Source organism: Paenibacillus sp. sgz302148, assembly GCF_056120465.1.
Window position 1 is genome coordinate 147760 of record NZ_JBVYOJ010000011.1, and the last position, 18029, is coordinate 165788.

The window sequence follows — 18029 nt, forward strand, 5'->3', positions numbered from 1 at the left end:
GATGGCTGCTACGAACGTTGCACAAAAAACCGTAAAGTTTATCATCACGCGTAAGGATAATCCGAACGCGAAGTCGTATACGGAAGAATTCGAAGTGCCTTACCGTCCGAATATGAACGTGATTAGTGCGCTGATGGAAATCCAGCGGAATCCGGTCAATGCAAGCGGCGGCAAAACGTCCCCGGTTTGCTGGGAGTCCAACTGTTTGGAAGAGGTGTGCGGCGCTTGCTCGATGGTAATCAACGGCAAGCCCCGGCAAGCATGCTCCGCCCTTGTCGACAAGCTGGAGCAGCCGATTCGCATCGCTCCGATGTCTACCTTCCCGGTTGTTCGTGACCTCGTCATCGACCGCGGCCGCATGTTCAACGCACTGAAACGCGTCAAAGCGTGGATTCCGATCGACGGTACGTACGATCTTGGCCCAGGTCCGCGGATGGCGGAATCGAAACGCCAATGGGCGTACGAGCTGTCCAAATGCATGACCTGCGGCGTATGCTTGGAAGCATGTCCGAACGTCAACGATCAATCGAGCTTTATCGGACCTGCCCCGATCTCGCAGGTTCGCTTGTTCAACGCGCATCCGACCGGCGAAATGAACATGGACGAGCGGCTTGAAACCTTGATGGAGGACGGCGGCATCGAAGGCTGCGGAAACTCGCAGAACTGCGTGCGCTCCTGCCCGAAAGGCATTCCGCTTACAACCTCGATCGCGGCGATCAACCGCGACACGACTAAGCATTTATTCAAGAAATGGCTGGGCATGTAATCGACGTCCTGCTTCCCGATCATATGTTGAGGTGCCGCGAATGTGCGGCGCCTCTTTTTGTGTGCATACGCTTAGAAGATTTTCTTTTTTACGATAGTTGTACGCCATCCTCTTCCATTGACAACAGCGAAATATCCGTTATCATCAATAGGATGGATTTATAATGTGTGATGTTTGATGTTCTGGGGAGAAGAGGGTAAGTAAGATGGAAATAAGCAAGACGGAACGGTTTTTCCGCCATCCGCTCGGCATCATCTTGTCGGCGACGGCGGCTTCGTTGCTGTGGGGAAGCGCCTATCCGGCCATTAAGCTGAGTTACGCGGCGCTGCATATCGGCAAGGAAGATATATTCAAGCAGCTGTTGTTCGCGGGGTACCGGTTCGTTGCCGCGGCCTTGATTATCCAGCTGCTGATCTTTATTGTATACCGCAATTTCGGCATCGAAAAAGGAAAAACGGCGAAAGTGACCAAAATCGCCGTATTCCAAACGTTCCTGCAATATGTGTTTTTTTATATCGGTCTAAGCTACAGCACGGGCGTTCAAGGCTCGATCATCGCCGGTACGACGTCTTTCTTCCAATTGCTGCTGGCGCATTTCATGTACAAGAACGATCATTTCTCGGTGCGCAAGACGATTGGCTTGCTGCTTGGCTTCGCAGGGATTGTCGTGGCTTGCTTGTCCGGCACGACGCTGCAGCTGAGCTTCGGCTTCGGTGAAATTTGCCTGCTCGCCTCGGCATTCTTCGGAGCTTACGGCAACGTATTGACGAAGCAAGAATCGTCCCGGATGAACGTGTTCGCTCTGACTTCGCAGCAGATGCTGCTCGGCGGGCTTGGGCTTGTTGTTGCCGGCGCTGTGCGAACGGGACTGCTGCCGTTTCAGTTCACGACATACACGCTGCTGATGCTGCTGTACTTGGCGATTTTGTCCGCCTCGGCGTTCATGCTGTGGAATAACGTGATGAAGTACAACAAAGTGGGCTCCGTATCGATGTATTTGTTCCTGATCCCTGTATTCGGCGTCATTCTATCCTCGACGTTCCTTGGCGAAACCGTTCATCTGACGGTTGTGTTGGCTCTTTCACTTGTCGTTGCCGGCATTATCATTGTCAACCGGCAGGGCAAGTCCAAGGCAAGTGCAGGCAGCAATGCCGCCGTGATCAATCAACGATAGCCCCGCATAAGTCATAAAAGTTAGAATCGTACGAGAATTAGGCCGATCAACAGACATAACAAGGCAATCAGCTGCAGTCGGGAGAGCCGTTCTTTGAACAGAAGGATCGATCCGATGGCGATGACGAGACTGTTCGTCGAAAAAATCGGCGCTACGACATTTGCTTTGCCGATGTCCAGCGCGACGGCGTACATTTGCAAGCCGGCATAAGAAAATATGCCGGTAAGCAATCCCCATAGCAAGCCCGTTCTGGCAGAGCCGTCCTTCAAGGGCGGCTCATCTGCTTGGACCCGCCCGGTCGAGCCGACTGGGCGGGTCTTTTGACGCTTGTCGTAAATAACGTAAGCGAACCATAATATAGATAATAAATAGCTGATGAACAAAATCGGAGTATTGTTTAAGCCGAGCTCGCCGGTAACCTTCAAACCGCCGTTACGGAATGAGAAAAGAATGACGCCTAGCGCGACATACCCGTACCAGCGCTTTTGCGTAACGGACAACGGTTCCTTGCCGCGGATGGAAATGAGCGCGACGGCGACGAGCAGCAGCGCGATGCCGCCGATTTCCGCAGCGCCAAGCGGTTCGCCGTAGAATGCGGTCGACATGAAAATAACGAGCACGATATTCAAGTTCGTCAGCGGCGAAGTTAAGCTGGCCGGACCGTAGTCGAGCGCCTTCATGAATACGACGTTGCCCCAGGCCGAGCCGGCGCCGATGATCAATCCGCTGAGCCAGATTCGCCAGTCGTTCCAGACTAGCGTCCCTTCAACCAATGCATGGATGAAAAAACCGATCGTACCCGAAACGTACAAGCCCAGCAACAAATAATCGTGCGATCCTTTGCGCATCTGGCTGACCTTCATGAACAAGCCGGCTAGACCGAACAAGATTGCGCTGAGCACTGCGATGATAAACCACATGGATGTCGATAACTCCTTAGATGTTCCAAAGTCAAATTCAATCAGTGCAGGGGAGACCCGGCTTCAGGCGTTGCGTGCCGAAGCTGCAACCGTTCTTCCTCCCGATGGCGAAGAAACTCCCGGCCGTATTCCCCGTGCGGATGAATTTTAGCATGTTCCGTTTGAATCGTCGAGTGCGTGATGCCGTATTTTTCCTTTAGTTTCTCATTGATGGCCAGAATGATGCAGAACGGTTGAATGTTTTCGTTGATGAAGACATGGGCGGTGAGCGAATAATGATCCGTCGATATCGTCCACAGGTGCATTTCGTGCACGTCTTCAACTCCTTCGACCCCGGCGATATCGCGGCGGATTTCGTCCAGGTCGAACTTCTCGGGCACCGATTCCATCAGAATCGAATACGATTCGCGGATGATCTTGAACCCGCCGGTGAATATGATGCCGCCGATGACCATGCTGATCAGCGGATCGAAGAAAGCGAGGCCCGTGAAATAAATGATGACGGCCGACAGGATGACGCCAACCGAGCTTAACAAATCGCCGAAGAAATGCCATAGCGCGCTTTGCACGTTCAGATTTTCTTCTTCTTTCATGCTTCGGCTAAGGACGATCGTTAGTGTCAAATTCACGACGAGTCCGATCGTAGCGATCGTCAGCATAAGTGGCAGCTCAATCGGTTCCGGGCTAATGAAACGTCGGATGCCTTCGACAAAAATACCGATCGCGATAACGGCCAGCGCGAGTCCGTTCAAGAATGAAGCGATAATTTCGAACCGCAAGTAACCGAATGTAAACCTTGCGTTCGACGGGCGCGTCGCCATGTAAATCGCCGCCATGCTAAGTCCGAGAGCAACGACGTCGGAAATCATATGCATCGAATCGGACAACAGCGCCAGCGAGTTGGATAATAACCCGCCGATAATTTCAACGACGGTGAAAAAGGCGGTTAGGATCAAAGTCGTCCATAACGTTTTTTTCGATTTAGTCTGCTGCTTGGCATGCGGCAGATGATGATAATCGTACATAGAATGTTCCCTCCATACGAACGTATTTATAATTATTTTAAATTAATATTTATTGTATTCCAAATTTGTCTAGATGGCAATCCGAGTTTTATGTTTTTTTTTGTATATATTCCGATTGAGAACTATTGGAGACGAAAAAGAACTAGGAAAATTTCTCGGGAAATATTATGATAATAGTTCAAAAGGACGTAGAAATCGAGGTGCGACGGTTATGAGGATCATGCTCAAAGCGACTTATGTTCGTATTTTTTTGATTAGCTTCATTATGTTTACCATCGCGATCATTCCGTTCTCGCTTTTTCTGTCGAACCGGTTTTCCCATTTTGCGTATTCCCAGGTCGAATCGTTTAACCACGAAAAAATGAACATGGTGCTGGAACGAAGCGAATACGCGCTAACGAAACTGAAGTCGTTCAGTTTGAATCTGTACGAGAACCAAAGCGTTCAGAACTGGATTTATTCCGTCCACGAGGACCCGGTTATCGATATGGACGCACTCCAAGTGTTATCGAAAAATTTATCGTCGGAACCGTTCGTTGAGAACGCTTACCTATTAAATATGCGCAAGGAAAAAGCGATCGATTATGCGATTGGGCAATTTTCATTCGCGGAATTCGGAGACAAAGCGATATTGGAAAGAGTAAGCAAAAATCGGCCGGAATTTTTGCAATTTTTCAACCATGTGATCGGCAATAAATCGTATTTGGCGCTGATTGTGCCCTCTACGCCGAACCGTAAGGAGTACTACGGCTATCTGGTCGTCCTGTTGAATAAGGAAAAGCTGCAAACCCACCTACTCGGCAACAGCGTGCATAACGGCAGCCATGTCGCGATCGCGGACGGGTCGGGCCAACTGGTGTTGGGGGGCAATGGCGAAGGGGTGCTCGGGCAATTTTATGATAAGAAAAAAAATGCGCGCGACAGCTCGTTTAAGCTCTCGAACGAAGGCATTCAATGGTTCGTGAATTACGCGGATATGTCATCGCAGCCTTGGACCGTCTACACGTATACCGAAATGAAGGAATTTCGCGAGAATGCCAGTTCCTTCCAGAATACGATCGTAATCTGCTCGCTTGCCCTGCTGACGGCGCTTCTTATCGCCGCCTTCTGGAATTCACGGCGGTATTTCAAGCCGTTCCGCAATTTGGCGGACCAGCTTCAGCGAAAATTAGGGCTGCTGGCCGGCGACGAATATGTCGTGATCGAACGGGGCGTGGAGCTGCTTCGCAATCATTTTCCGCTCATCAAAACCGAGTATTTGCGCCAATGGCTGCTGCAGGGCAGGCTGAACGAAAGCGCGAAAGAAGCGATCTCCAGAGAATCGAAGCTGCTTGCCTACGATGATATTCGGCTGGCCGTCATCAAGCTCGACTCGTATTTCACGGTCTCGGAGCAGTACGATTTTGGCTCGCGCAAGCTGTTGAAATACGCCATGGGCAACATTGCCGAAGAGCTGCTGCTAAGGCCGGGGCGCGCGGTGGAAGCCGTTGATTTGGGCGGCGACCACGTTGCGCTGCTCATCGGAACTGGGGATCCCGATGACGATATCGTCAAGGAGCTGAATGCCGTTCGCCGGCAAATCGAACAAAACGTTCGCTTGCACGTCACGATCGCAGTCAGCGAAGCACGCCGCGTACACGACGATTTGCGCAAAGTGTACGATGACGTCTGCGAGCTGACGATGTACAAATTCATTCGCGGTGATGAAAAAATATATACCGAGCAAGATTTTGAAACCTACGTGGAGCTGAGCCGTCCGCTGCCTGACGACGAGCTGCTGGACGAATTGATCCAATCCGTCCGCGGCGGCAAAGAGGACAAAGCCGTCGAGCTGTTGGACCGGATTTTTACGAAGCTGCAAACGATGAAATATACGGAATGCCAGTTCCAGCTGAAGCTGATCTTTTTTGCGATCATTAAATCTTTCAGCAAATTAACTTCGATCGACAGCATCGAGGGCATCGAAAACTACTTCAAGCAATTTTCAACGCTGGGCGAAATTCGGGACTGGCTCAAAAGCGAGCTTCTCCGCATTATTTCCATGCTGGGCAGCCAAAGGACGCTGAATCGCAAGGATAAGATGGTGGAAGAAATCGTGGAATATGTGCGTTACCATGTGCACGATCCGATGTTGTCCGTCGAGGATATCGCCGATCACGTATCGCTGTCGGCCAAATACGTGCGCAAGCTGTTCACCGATACGCGCGGAATCTCGCTTTCCAACTTCATCTTGAACGCCAGAATCGATAAAGTGAAGGAATTGCTTGAAAAAACGGAGCTGCCGGTCGCCGACATCTCCGAACAATCCGGCTTTCAAACGAAAAGCCATTTCTTTACCGCCTTCAAAAAAGCGACCGGCATGACGCCGACCCAATATCGTCAAGATATGCAAGAGACAACACAAGAAGCGACCCAGGACCCAATCTTAAGAGACCCAATGAAAACCGGTGTTTCGGACCCGAAAACGGCAGGATTGGCGGCGCAACGGGAGGGTTGACATTTGAGAAAACTGGCGGTAAGTCGATTATTCCCGCTCACGGTATTCCTGGTGCTTGTATTGTCCGTATTCATGGGATGCGATAAGCAGGAATTTGCAAAAACCGTTCCTTTCACGGGGGCAAACGGCGGCCAAGCGGCAGGACAGCAAGAGAAGCTGGATGAAGCGACGCTGAGAATCATGATTCCCGGATCCCCTTCGCCGGAGCTCGATGAAGTGATCGCTGAAGCGGAAAGACGGATGAAGGATACGATCAACGTTAAGCTGAATTTCGAATTCGTGCCCTGGTCGGACCTCGCGCAAAAAACGCAAATGACGCTCGCCTCCGGCGAAAATATCGATATTATTTTTGACGCGCCGTGGCTGCACATCAACCAAATGATCGCGAGCGGTTATTATGAGCAGCTCGATGGCCTACTGCCGAAATACGGGCCGAACATCGTGGCGAAACGCCCGCAGCAAATGTGGGATGCGAACAAATATGAAGGCAAAATTATGGCCATTCCGCTAGGCGTCAATTATATGTCGGGCCATTCGTACATCATCCGCAAAGATATTCGAGAAAAACTCGGTTTCCCGCCGATTCAAACGTACGACGAACTGATTCAATTCGCGTATGAGGTGAAAGCAAAGGAACCGGATATCGCACCGATGACTGCGGCCGGCTCCGTTGCGCAGCAGCATTATTCGCTTGTTGCCTTCCGGGCGCTGGACGATTATCGAACGCACATCTCCCCGACGCATGCCCTCGGCAGCAGTTTGATGCTGCATTATAAGAACAACGACGGCAAAGTGTACAACCTGTTCGAGGACAAGGATCCGATCTGGGGCTGGCTTGCGGAGACAAGAAAATGGTACGAGGATGGCTTGGTCTATAAAGATATTTTATCCACAAAAGACTTCCAGTCGGCCGTGCTCACAAGCGGCAAAGCAGCCATCGTACCGGCTGGCGCCTTCGGACTTGCAAACAACGCGAACGAAAGGCTGCAAGCGACCGTACCGGGGGCGGAGCTCGAAACCGTGACGTTTTTCGATCCGACGCCGGGCGCCAATATTACGAATTTCAAGCAGTGGAATTTCCTCGCGATTCCAAAAGTGAGCAAAAACAAGGAACGGTCTTTGATGTTCTTGAACTGGGCTAATGAAAAAGATAACTATGACTTGCTAGCGTACGGCATTAAAGGAAAACAATGGGAACCGGTAGGAGGCGACAAACTCAAATTCCTTGATCCGAATACCGATTTGGGCAGTATGAGCTACGCGCTGATCTGGAATCCGGTCGACGAGCGCAGCGAAGTGGACTCGAATCCGAAGATTCAGGCGCTGGAGGACGCGCTCCGCGATGCGGACAATTTCACGAAGGACATCCTGACCGGATTCGAATTCGACGGTGCCGCCGTGCAAAACGAGATCAGCCAATTCAATACGATTGAAGCGAAGTATTACCCGGCTCTGTTCAATGGCGTCCTTGATCCGGAAGCTACAATGAAGCAATTCGAAGAGGAAGCCGGACCGGCGCTGAAAAAAATCCAGGTAGAGCTGCAAAAGCAAATCGACGCTTTCCTAAAATGAACCACGCGTAAAAAGGCGGGCCTCGCCCCCAACGCGTGGTTTTGTTCGTTTCAAGGATTAATTTCAACAAAATCCGACACAAAACCTGAGAGGGCAAATGAAAACTATCGAATGTTCTGTTTCAGAACCAAAAACGGCGATTGAGAACTAGCCGGGCGGCTGGGCTAATGTTACGATAATCCCCGTCATGACAACGATGTCAAGAAAGAAAGGAGGAAGCGAATTGCAATTGCAGCGTCGACAGGGATTCGTGCTAAACGCGGCAAAGGAGATCGGCAAAAACCGTTACTTGTATTTGCTTGCACTGCCTGGATTTTTGTATATGATCGTTTTTGCTTACGTTCCCATGTTCGGCCACTTGCTCGCATTCAAAAACTTCCGGTTGTCGGACGGATTGTGGGGCAGCGAATGGGTCGGATTCAAAAACTTCGAATTTTTCTTTTACGGCAAAGATTGGCTTCCGGTTACGCTCAATACGTTGTTCCTAAACGGATTGTTCCTTATATTCGGGATCGGCAGCGCCGTAATTCTGGCTATTTTCCTGAATGAAGTCACGAACCGGTTTTTCAAGAAGCTGTCGCAGTCCTTCATATTCCTGCCATACTTCATCTCGTGGCTTGTCGTCAGCATGATGACGCAAACGCTGTTCAGCACATCGGAAGGGATGTTGAATCAGCTGCTGCGGAAGGTAGGTTCGGAAGGCGTGGACTGGTATTTGACGCCGGAAGTATGGCCGTATATTTTGACGATTATATTCGTTTGGAAAGTGGCCGGCTACAACTCGATTATTTTTTTGTCGGCGATTACGAGCATCTCTTCGGATTATTATGAAAGCGCCAAGATCGAAGGCGCAACCCGCTGGCAGCAAATGCGCTATATTACGCTGCCGCTGCTCCGACCGATTATTCTTATGCTGGTATTGCTCGGCATCGGGCGAATTTTTTACGGCGATTTCGGGATGATTTATGCGATTGTCGGCGATATCGGCGTGTTGTACCCGACAACGGACGTCATCGATACGTATGCGTTCCGTGCGCTTCGCCAGATGGGCAACTTCAGTATGTCGTCGGCGGTTATCGTGTACCAGTCGGTAATGGGCTTAATTACGATTGTTATTTTTAACGCGATCGCGAGAAAAATTGACTCCGACGCTAGATTGTTCTAAGGTGTGATCGAATTGCGTGAACGTTTATTTGTTATGATGATGTATGCGGTATTGGTTTTGTTTGCGCTCGCGTGTTTCATACCGTTCTGGCTCGTATTCATCAATTCCTTTGCGGACGAAACAAGCATTCAGCTGAACGGCTATCAATTGTGGCCGGGCTCTTTCAGTATTGATGCGTACGAGTTTTTGTTGTCAGGCTCGCAAGTATTCCGAAGCTACGGCGTGACCTTATTTGTGACGATTGTCGGCACGATTTTGGCTGTTCTCGTAACGGCAACATACGCGTACACGCTATCGCATTATAAAGTCAAATATCGCAATGTTTTTTCCTTTTTGACTTATTTAACGATGATTTTCGGCGCGGGGCTCGTCGGCTTCTACATTCTAGTGGCCAATTGGCTGCACTTGAAGGACTCGATTTGGGCGCTGATCCTGCCTTATTTGCTCAACCCGTTCTACGCTTTTATACTCATCGCCTATTACCGTTCGCTGCCTCATGAGCTGCACGAGGCGGCAACTGTTGACGGGGCAAATGATTTATCGATTTTTTTCCGGATTATATGGCCGGTCTCCACGCCGGTTATCGCCACGGTCGGCTTGTTCTACGCGCTGGCATTTTGGAACGACTGGTATTTGTCGCTGCTGTTCATCGACAACTATAAGCTGCATCCGCTGCAAATGATGATCCGGCAGCTGATGTCCAATTTGAACGCCATGTCTTACGTAGCCGGCAGCATGACGGATTACAAAATCGTCATTCCGACGTACGGCATGCAGCTTGCGATTGTGTGCATTACCATTGGGCCGATTTTGTTCGTATATCCTTTTATTCAAAAATATTTCGTGCAAGGGATTACGATGGGAGCGGTTAAAGGATAAGCCAGCCGTAATGGAAGTTGGCGGCTTTCACTATAAAGACAGGGGGAAGTTGAATGAAAAAATTAGTATCGCTTGCGGTTGTACTGGTGCTTGTGCTTACCGTATTCGCAGGCTGCGGCAAATCGGAAACGTCCAAGGAGCAAACGAATAACGGCGAACAGCCGAAGGAGCAAGGCGAGAAGCTGGAGCAGGTGACGCTCAAAATGATGATTCCGGGCGATCGTCCGCCCGATATGGATCTGATCCTTGCCGAAGCGGAGAAACGAATGAAGGACACGATCAACGTCAAGCTGGATATCGTCTTCGTGCCATGGTCCGATCTTGCGCAAAAAACGCAAGTGACGCTCGCTTCCGGCGAGGATATCGACATTATCTTCGATGCGCCGTGGCTGCACATCAACCAAATGATCGCGAACGGCTACTACGAGCCGCTTGACGAGCTGCTGCCGAAATACGGACCGAACATCATCGCGAAACGCCCGCAGCAAATGTGGGATGCGAACAAATACGACGGCAAAATTATGGCGATTCCGCTTGGCGTCAGCTACGGGGCGGGACATTCGTACATCATTCGCAAGGATATCCGGGAGAAGCTTGGCATCGCGCCGATCAAAACGTTCGAGGATTTGATCAAATTCGCGTATGCGGTCAAGGAGAAAGAACCGAATATCGTTCCGATGACCGCGGCGGGCTCCGTGGCGCAGCAGCACTATTCGCTCACGGCATTCCGCGCGCTTGACGACTACAAGACCCATGTCGCTCCGACGCATGCGCTCGGCAGCAGCTTGATGCTGCACTACAAGAACAACGACGGCAAAGTGTACAATCTGTTCGAAGATAAGGACCCGGTTTGGAACTGGCTGGCCGAAACGAGAAAATGGTATACGGACGGCTTGATTTATAAAGACATCTTGTCGGCGAAAGATTTCCAGCAGCTTGTGCAGCAGACCGGTAAAGCGGCGATCGTACCTGCCGGCGCGTTCGGTCTGGCGAAAAACGCGAACGAAAAGCTGCAATCGGCCGCACCGGGAGGGGAGCTGGAGAACGTTACGTTCTTCGACCCGACGCCGGGCGCCAATATTACGAATTTCAAGCAGTGGAACTTCCTTGCGATTCCGAAAGTGAGCAAGAACAAGGAACGGGCTTTGATGTTCCTGAACTGGGCGAACGAAAAGGGAAACTACGACCTGCTGTCGAACGGCATCCAAGGCAAGCACTGGGAGCCTGTAGGCGATGACAAGGTCAAGCTATTGGATACGACCGGCTATTATAACTTCGGTTATGTATGGATTTGGAATCCGGTTGACGAGCGCATCGATTTTGAAGCGGATCCGAATAATCAGGTGTTTGAGGACGTATTGCGTAATGCGGACAGCTTCACAAAGGACATCTTGACGGGATTCGAATTCGATAGCACAGGCGTGCAAAACGATATTAGCCAATATAATACGATTGAAGCGAAATATTACCCGGCACTGTTCAACGGCGTACTCGATCCGGAAGAAACGATGAAACGTTTCGAAGCGGAAGCGGGACCGGCGCTCAAAAAAATCCAGGAAGAGCTGCAGAAACAAATCGACGCTTTCCTGGCGGCCAAAAAATAATATCATGCAAACCTATTGCAGCTAGTGCAAAAGTGACAAAAGACCATGGCTCCGGAGCGTACGCTCGGCCATGGTCTTTTGTCGTAAAGAAATTCGAATGTGTGTGATAAGCGGCTTACAGCGGGACGCGCTGCTTCTCGAGCCGGCGGAAGAACACCCAGTCCTTGAAGCCGATCTCCTTCAGCCTTTTGCTCACTTCGTCCCACTCGTCGCCGACACGGCTCGGAATATGGGCGTCGGAGCCGAAGGTGACGTCGACGCCGTAATGCAGCGCTCGCTCCAGAATGGCGTCGGACGGATACCAGCCGCCGACGTCTTTTGTTTTGCCGGACGTGTTGATTTCGATCGCCAAGCCGTTTTCGCCGATCACCTGCAGCGTATCATCGATCGCCTGTACTGCGGGAATATCGGAGAAAGCCGGATAATAGCCCTTCATCGCATCGATATGGCCGAGCACCTGGAACATGCCGCTTCGCGCGGACTGCCGGATCAAGTCGTAATAATGTTCTTTCTCCTCGATTTTCTGCTCGTCGGTAAGATCCTTCCACCGGTTCTTGTTGAAAATGCTGACGCCGCGCGTCGCATGAATCGAACCGATGATGTAATCGAACGGATATTTGGCGTACACGGCACGGTACGTCTCGGCATGGCGGGGGAAATAATCCGATTCGACGCCGAGCAGCACCTCGATTTTGTCCTTATACTCCTCTTTGAGCCGCAGCACCTCCGCTACGTAATGCTCGAATTCGCTTGTCGCCATCGCGATGCGCGGGTTCGGATGGTCTTCCTTGTTGCCGAAGTAAGGGGAATGGTCGGAAATGCCGATCGCGGCAAGACCGTGCTTGATTCCGGCTTCGATGTAATCGCGGATATTGCCGTCGGCGTGTCCGCAGCGGAAATGGTGCGTATGCAAGTCGAATTTCATCGTGAGTCCTCCTTATTCCGAACCGATAAATTGCGATTCCGGCATGCCCTTCAGGTCGCTGAGAAACTGCTGCATCGCCGAGTTCAAATACCGGCCCGATTTATATATGATACCGACCGGGTGGCTGATTTCGAGTTGGGTGACCGGGATCATCTTCAGCGTGCCGAGCCTCAGCTCATTTGCAATCGACATCTTGGAGACGATCGCCGCGCCGAGATTCAGCTCGACCATCCGTTTCATTTCCTCGCTGCTCGACAGCTCCATGACAACATGCGGCTGAATGTTATACTTCTTGAAAATTTGATCGACGAATTTTCTGCCGGCGGTGTCCGGTGACAGCAAAATGAGCGGTACGTCGTACAAAACCTCGATGGAGGCATGCTTGAGCTTGGCGAGCGGATGGTCCGGGGAGACGACGAGCTCGAAGGTATCGTAGTAGAGCAGGGAAGTTTCCAGCGAAGGGCTTTTTTCGAACAAGTACCCGATTCCGAGGTCGATCATTCCGCTTTCGACGCTCGCCATAATTTGCGAGGAGTTCATGGAATGGATCGTTGTTTTGATCAGCGGAAATTGATTTTGAAAGTACGACAGAACGCGCGGCAAAGTTTGGATCGCAATTGAGGTCGTTGTCCCCAGCACGATATGGCCTTGGGGCACCTGATTCAAATCGGAAAGCTTCTGTTTCAGCTCATCGACGGTTTGCAGGATGCGCTCGGCATGCTCCATGAACACTTTGCCGCGATCGGTCAGCGTGACGGGCTGATTGCGGTCGATCAGCACCGTCTTGAACTCGTCCTCCAAGCTTTTGATTTGCGCGGAGACGGCCGGCTGGGTCAAATTCAATATTTCCCCGGCTTTGCGGAAACTCATCGTTTTGGAAATCGTCAGTAGTGTTTCCAACTGGCTGATATTCATTGCGTTCCCTCCTAGCATAACGGATTTTTACAAAAGCAACCGTTCAGACACGAATGTATCTTCATCGAAAGGCTTCGATCAGAAGCTTTTCTTATCGGAAAGACACGGACATATAAATTTGTTTTCTCAGCTTATTATATCAAATCGAGGGGCATGTGAAAAATTTTTTCTGCGGGTGAAGGCCAAACGCCAACTTTTTCGTCAATAGTAGTGGGGGTTGTTCGGTAAAATAAACCATTTACGCAAGGAGGCAGGCCGTGCTTACAATTACTGACCTTTCCCATACGTTTCTGAACGGTACGGAAGAGACGGTTGTGCTGCAGAACATTAATCTACATGTACGCCGCGGCGAAATCGTTTCGCTGCTCGGCAGCTCGGGCTCCGGGAAATCGACGCTGCTTAATTTGATGGCAGGTCTCATGAAGCCGACCCGCGGACAAATTCGGATTGCGGATCAGCCGATCGAGCGGATGAGCGAAAATAAGCTGGCGGAATTTCGCCGCACGAATATCGGCTTTATTTTCCAGGCTTATGAGCTGATCCCGCATTTAACCGTAAGGGAGAACGTCGAGCTGCCGCTCGTTTTTCAAAGGGCATCGAAAAAGTCGCGCAAAGAAAAAGCGCTATGGATGCTGCGGCATGTCGGGCTTGGCGACAAGGTCGAGATGTTCCCGTCCCAGCTGTCCGGGGGCCAGCAGCAGCGGGTCAGTATCGCAAGGTCACTCGTGACCGAGCCGTCCATCGTGTTTGCCGACGAGCCTACCGGCAATCTGGACACCAAGACGGAAAAAGAAATTATCGATCTGCTGCTTGATTTGAACGCGCGGCTCGGCATTACGTTCGTCATCGTGACGCACGAGCACGAAGTTGCCCGCCAGACGCACCGTATCATTCATTTGCGAGACGGCCGGCTGCAGGATGAGGAAGATCAGCCGGAGCATCAGGATCGGCAGCATCAGCAGGATCTGCAAGATCAGGTTGAAGTGGTCTTGGTAGAGGCAGGTGAAGAACGGTGAGGATGAGCGATTATTTGTCGCTCGGCTGGGATCAGCTGAAACGGCGCATTGTCGTTACGGCGCTATGCGCCATCGGGATTGCGATCGGCTCGGCTTCCATTATCGTAGCGCTCGCTTTTGGCGAATCGGTGACGCATTATGCGCAGGAACGAATGAATTTTTACATGAAGGCCGACGAAATTACGGTTTACGGGAACACAGGGGAAAGCGGGCCGAACGATTTCTCGCAATCCGACGGCGTGCTGACGGATGCGAAGATCAAAGTCATTCAAGGCTTGCCACACGTACATAAAGCCGCGATATTCGAACGGATCGGTTATTTCAGCTTTGTTGTCGACGAAACGAAACGCGGCAATTTCGAGCTTACCGCAACCGACCTGTCGGCATTGCCAGACTTTGGCTACGATCTGATGCAGGGCAAGTTCGCCGATTTGGATAACACGGTGATATTGAGTTATTCGGCAACGGTGAATTTGTTCGACGAGCGGGTCGCGCGCATACAATCGATGCAGCAGGAGCGCAATCCGCAGCAAAACCAGGTAAGTTACCGGAATATAAAGCCGATTTCGTTTCCGCTGTACCAGAAGCAGCTGATCATGTCGCCTTCGATGGATAGTCCTACCGCCCAGAAGATCGATATTCCCGTGCGCGTCATCGGGGTGTTACAGAAGCCGGAGAACGTGCCAGATTACATGCTGTCGAATAATCCTCAGGCGTTCATCTCCAAGACGTTCGCCGAACGGATCAAAAATCAGCTGAAAGGCTCGTCGCAATACCAGGAACGCCAGCTGAAAATCAAAGTCGACCACATGGACAACTCCGCCAAGGTCGAGCAGCTCGTCCAGCAGCTGAAGCTTTACCCGCAGTCGAACTCCCGTTACAGGGAAAGCTCGCAAAATGAAATGACGATCGTCCGGTTGATTTTTGGCGGCGCGGGATTGTTCGTCCTGCTCATCGCCTCCATCTCGATTGTTGTCGCCATGACGATGTCGACCTACCAGAGAAGGCGGCAAATCGGCATTATGAAGGTGCTTGGCGCCAACTTAGGGCAAATCCGCAACATGTTTATCGTGGAATCGTCGCTGCTTGGCCTGATCGGCGGTTTTCTCGGCATTTTATTATCGTATTGGGTCATCTGGGCCATCAATATCGTCGTCATGAAGGTGGCTGACGAACAGGACATTTTATTTATCAATTTGTGGATATTGCCGGTTGGGCTCGTATTCGCCTTGCTAACCGGCGTTTTATCCGGAATTTATCCTGCAATGAAGGCATCCCGTACGGATGCGTTAACCGCGATCAAGCGGGATTAGAGGGGGAAGCCGAGATGCGCAAGAAAAGATGGGGATTTATCGTATTGGGTGTGGCGGCGATCGCTATTACCGGTGCGCTATATATGTTGAGCCGACCGTCGGCGCCTTCGGGGAGCGCAGATCCGGCGGCGAACCCGTCCCGGATCACCTTCCAGGTGACGAAGGAGGATCTGAGCAACACCATTCAGGTGAAGGGCAAATCGGCGTACGAGAAAGAAACGTGGGTATACCCTCCGTACGCCGCCGAGGTCAAGGCGTGGAACATTAAAGACGGCCAGCAGGTCAACAAGGGCGACGTATTGTTCGAGCTGGAGCAGTCGAGGCTGAAGGGTGAAGTCGAACTGGCGGAGGCTAACCTGCGCAAGCAGCAGCTGGATCGTAAGCTGCGCGATATACGCGACAAGCTGGAGCAGTTTCAGCAGCAGCAGTCGGACGGCACGGCCGGAGAAGCATCGGCGCTGGCGCGGATGGCGAAGGAGGAGGAGAAGAAGGCGCAGGCCGAGCTGGAGCAAATCCAGCGAAAGCAAACGGAGACGGAGCTGGCCGACAAGCGGGACAAGCTGGCCAAAGCTCGTTTCGGCGCGCCGGAAAGCGGCATTTTCCTGTTCGGCGACAAGAAGGAGCCGCAGGTCGTCAGTGACGGAACGCCGATAGGCAAAATCGTCGAATTGTCGAAGCTGCAATTTGTCTCCACGGTCGGAGAATACGAAGTATTCCAAATACAGCCGGGCATGTCCGTCGAAGTGAAAATCGATGCGCTGCGGCAGGACAAGCTGCAGGGGAAAGTATTGCGTATTTCCAAGTTCGCCAAGACGGGAACCGATCAAGGCACGGGTGCCGCGCAGTTTGAAGTAACGATATCGCTCGAGCCGCATCCGAAGCTGATCGCGGGACTCAACTTGACCGGCACGATTCAAACCCAGAAGAAGGAAGGGGCTACGGTCGTGCCGACGCTGGCCGTCATGCACGAAAACGATAATTATTTCGTGTACGTGGACAAGAACGGGGCGGTCGAGAAACGGCCGGTGAAGCTTGGCATGGAAACGGCCGAAAAAACCGAAATCGTCGAAGGCGTCAAGGAAGGCGAAACGATCGTCCTGCAATAACGACGCAAAGCCGTAAAAGCGGCAAAGCAGCAAAAGCGGCAAAGCGACAAAGCGGCAAAAGCGCACTATAAGCTGTCGTCCTTCCGACGGCATGCGCGGCTTTTGAAGAGGTGCTTCGAGCAGTAGTTATTCTTATTATCGAATTCCGCCTCGCATTGCACTTTGTGCAATAGGGTCATGGAATTTCCCACTAATGGATGCATTCCATTGCATTTTATGCAATGGAATTTACCACTACATGGGTTTTGGGGGGTTCCATGGCGTTTTGACTGCACATTTTGCAATAGATTGTCCGATCTGAGTAGATAATGAGGGTTTCTATTGCAAATTCTGCAATCAACAGGAGTCACATCCAATATTAACGACTCCGGGAAAAGACGGAAATCCGCTTTAAGGCAAATCACGGATATCGACGATCGTGTGCTCGCCGAACGAATCCGCGTTTAACAATTGGAGCAGCTTTGTTGCGGCGGCATCCGGTGTTTGCAGCTGTCCCGTCTCATTCAACTCGATGAAGCGACCCACATGCTTGAAATCTTCTTCCGTGGTCGCGCGAATTTGCCGCTGCATACCGGTGTCGATTACCCCTGGGGCTGCGGAGACGATGCGCACGCCAAACGGTACATCGGCTTGCTCCTCCGCGACACAGCGCGAATAATGGTCAAGCCCCGCCTTGGCGCTGCAATAGCTGCTCCAGCCGGCATAGGGCTTGCGCCCGGCGCCGGATGAAATGTTGAGCACCCGCTTGTCGGCCGGCCATGACTCCGTCAATCGGATGAAGCATCCGGTTGCGATCATCGGCGCCAGCAGGTTGACGTTGATGTTGCGCGTCACCGCAGCGCTCCCCGAACGATGCGCTGGAGCGATCGGCTCGAGTACGCCTGCATTGTTGATGAGATAAACGCTCTCCGCTTGCGCGGGGTCGAACCCGCGGAGCAACTGCTCCATCCGCTCCTCAATCTTTTCCGTGTCGTTCAAGTCAAAATCGTAATAGTCCAATGTCGCGCCTTGGGCTGCCGCCTCGGCGATAAGAGCCGTGTTCGTTTGACGCGAAATGCAGACCAAATGGCAGTCCGGGGCGATCAGCCTTTTGGCCAAAGCCTCGCCAAGACCTTTCGAAGTTCCGGTCACAATCGCATATTTCATCGTATC

At 51.6% G+C, this 18029-nt stretch carries 15 protein-coding genes; 10 read left to right on the top strand and 5 right to left on the bottom strand.

Features of this window, described 5'->3' with window-relative positions; all coding sequences use genetic code 11:
• Window position 1 precedes the first annotated feature (1 nt).
• Window positions 2-766, top strand: coding sequence for a succinate dehydrogenase iron-sulfur subunit (gene sdhB / locus AC0LWM_RS17825; protein WP_474676325.1), 765 nt, complete (start codon window positions 2-4; stop codon window positions 764-766).
• Window positions 767-971: 205 nt separating this feature from the next.
• The gene (locus AC0LWM_RS17830; RefSeq protein ID WP_474676326.1) at window positions 972-1940 is read left to right on the top strand and encodes a DMT family transporter; all 969 of its coding nucleotides are present in this window, start codon (window positions 972-974) and stop codon (window positions 1938-1940) included.
• A 20-nt stretch (window positions 1941-1960) separates the two neighbouring features.
• Here the strand turns inward: AC0LWM_RS17830 and AC0LWM_RS17835 are convergent, their stop codons facing one another.
• Window positions 1961-2860 (bottom strand): EamA family transporter, encoded by a 900-nt coding sequence (locus AC0LWM_RS17835; protein ID WP_474676327.1) that lies wholly within the window; start codon window positions 2858-2860, stop codon window positions 1961-1963.
• Window positions 2861-2901: 41 nt separating this feature from the next.
• Window positions 2902-3885: a cation diffusion facilitator family transporter gene (locus tag AC0LWM_RS17840; RefSeq protein ID WP_474676328.1), complete on the bottom strand. Its 984-nt coding sequence runs from the start codon at window positions 3883-3885 to the stop codon at window positions 2902-2904.
• Between the two features lie 211 nt (window positions 3886-4096).
• On the opposite strand from AC0LWM_RS17840, the gene AC0LWM_RS17845 reads away from it, so the two are divergent.
• The 5 genes from AC0LWM_RS17845 (at window position 4097) to AC0LWM_RS17865 (ending at window position 11602) form a co-directional block, all read left to right on the top strand.
• Complete coding sequence (locus tag AC0LWM_RS17845; RefSeq protein ID WP_474676329.1) at window positions 4097-6382, top strand: AraC family transcriptional regulator; 2286 nt, start codon at window positions 4097-4099, stop codon at window positions 6380-6382.
• A gap of 3 nt (window positions 6383-6385) precedes the next feature.
• Window positions 6386-7954: an extracellular solute-binding protein gene (locus AC0LWM_RS17850; protein WP_474676330.1), complete on the top strand. Its 1569-nt coding sequence runs from the start codon at window positions 6386-6388 to the stop codon at window positions 7952-7954.
• A gap of 223 nt (window positions 7955-8177) precedes the next feature.
• Window positions 8178-9119: an ABC transporter permease gene (locus AC0LWM_RS17855; protein ID WP_474676331.1), complete on the top strand. Its 942-nt coding sequence runs from the start codon at window positions 8178-8180 to the stop codon at window positions 9117-9119.
• Between the two features lie 3 nt (window positions 9120-9122).
• Window positions 9123-9998: a carbohydrate ABC transporter permease gene (locus AC0LWM_RS17860; protein WP_474676332.1), complete on the top strand. Its 876-nt coding sequence runs from the start codon at window positions 9123-9125 to the stop codon at window positions 9996-9998.
• Window positions 9999-10051: 53 nt separating this feature from the next.
• Window positions 10052-11602, top strand: coding sequence for an extracellular solute-binding protein (locus tag AC0LWM_RS17865; protein ID WP_474676333.1), 1551 nt, complete (start codon window positions 10052-10054; stop codon window positions 11600-11602).
• A gap of 115 nt (window positions 11603-11717) precedes the next feature.
• On the opposite strand, the gene AC0LWM_RS17870 is transcribed toward AC0LWM_RS17865, so the two are convergent.
• Window positions 11718-12527 (bottom strand): histidinol-phosphatase, encoded by an 810-nt coding sequence (locus tag AC0LWM_RS17870; RefSeq protein ID WP_474676334.1) that lies wholly within the window; start codon window positions 12525-12527, stop codon window positions 11718-11720.
• 12 nt (window positions 12528-12539) lie between these two features.
• Entirely contained in the window at window positions 12540-13442 is a 903-nt protein-coding gene (locus AC0LWM_RS17875; protein WP_474676335.1) for a LysR family transcriptional regulator, read from the bottom strand.
• A 257-nt stretch (window positions 13443-13699) separates the two neighbouring features.
• Between AC0LWM_RS17875 and AC0LWM_RS17880 the strand changes: the two genes are divergently transcribed.
• From AC0LWM_RS17880 to AC0LWM_RS17890, 3 genes are read left to right on the top strand one after another with little or no spacing between them, the layout of a single operon-like run.
• Window positions 13700-14458 (top strand): ABC transporter ATP-binding protein, encoded by a 759-nt coding sequence (locus AC0LWM_RS17880; RefSeq protein ID WP_474676336.1) that lies wholly within the window; start codon window positions 13700-13702, stop codon window positions 14456-14458.
• A complete protein-coding gene (locus AC0LWM_RS17885) occupies window positions 14455-15771 on the top strand; it encodes an ABC transporter permease (RefSeq protein ID WP_474676337.1) in 1317 nt (438 codons plus the stop codon). The genes AC0LWM_RS17880 and AC0LWM_RS17885 overlap by 4 nt, the downstream gene beginning before the upstream one ends.
• A gap of 14 nt (window positions 15772-15785) precedes the next feature.
• Complete coding sequence (locus AC0LWM_RS17890) at window positions 15786-16877, top strand: efflux RND transporter periplasmic adaptor subunit (protein WP_474676338.1); 1092 nt, start codon at window positions 15786-15788, stop codon at window positions 16875-16877.
• A 390-nt stretch (window positions 16878-17267) separates the two neighbouring features.
• Here the strand turns inward: AC0LWM_RS17890 and AC0LWM_RS17895 are convergent, their stop codons facing one another.
• Complete coding sequence (locus AC0LWM_RS17895) at window positions 17268-18023, bottom strand: (S)-benzoin forming benzil reductase (protein WP_474676339.1); 756 nt, start codon at window positions 18021-18023, stop codon at window positions 17268-17270.
• Between the last annotated feature and the right edge of the window lie 6 nt (window positions 18024-18029).

What these genes read in the sequence shown, in the direction of transcription:
- sdhB (WP_474676325.1), top strand. Translation starts at nt 2, where the DNA reads ATGGCTGCTACGAACGTTGCACAAAAAACCGTAAAGTTTATCATCACG.
- AC0LWM_RS17830 (WP_474676326.1), top strand. Translation starts at nt 972, where the DNA reads ATGGAAATAAGCAAGACGGAACGGTTTTTCCGCCATCCGCTCGGCATC.
- AC0LWM_RS17835 (WP_474676327.1), bottom strand. Translation starts at nt 2,860, where the DNA reads ATGTGGTTTATCATCGCAGTGCTCAGCGCAATCTTGTTCGGTCTAGCC.
- AC0LWM_RS17840 (WP_474676328.1), bottom strand. Translation starts at nt 3,885, where the DNA reads ATGTACGATTATCATCATCTGCCGCATGCCAAGCAGCAGACTAAATCG.
- AC0LWM_RS17845 (WP_474676329.1), top strand. Translation starts at nt 4,097, where the DNA reads ATGAGGATCATGCTCAAAGCGACTTATGTTCGTATTTTTTTGATTAGC.
- AC0LWM_RS17865 (WP_474676333.1), top strand. Translation starts at nt 10,052, where the DNA reads ATGAAAAAATTAGTATCGCTTGCGGTTGTACTGGTGCTTGTGCTTACC.
- AC0LWM_RS17870 (WP_474676334.1), bottom strand. Translation starts at nt 12,527, where the DNA reads ATGAAATTCGACTTGCATACGCACCATTTCCGCTGCGGACACGCCGAC.
- AC0LWM_RS17875 (WP_474676335.1), bottom strand. Translation starts at nt 13,442, where the DNA reads ATGAATATCAGCCAGTTGGAAACACTACTGACGATTTCCAAAACGATG.
- AC0LWM_RS17890 (WP_474676338.1), top strand. Translation starts at nt 15,786, where the DNA reads ATGCGCAAGAAAAGATGGGGATTTATCGTATTGGGTGTGGCGGCGATC.
- AC0LWM_RS17895 (WP_474676339.1), bottom strand. Translation starts at nt 18,023, where the DNA reads ATGAAATATGCGATTGTGACCGGAACTTCGAAAGGTCTTGGCGAGGCT.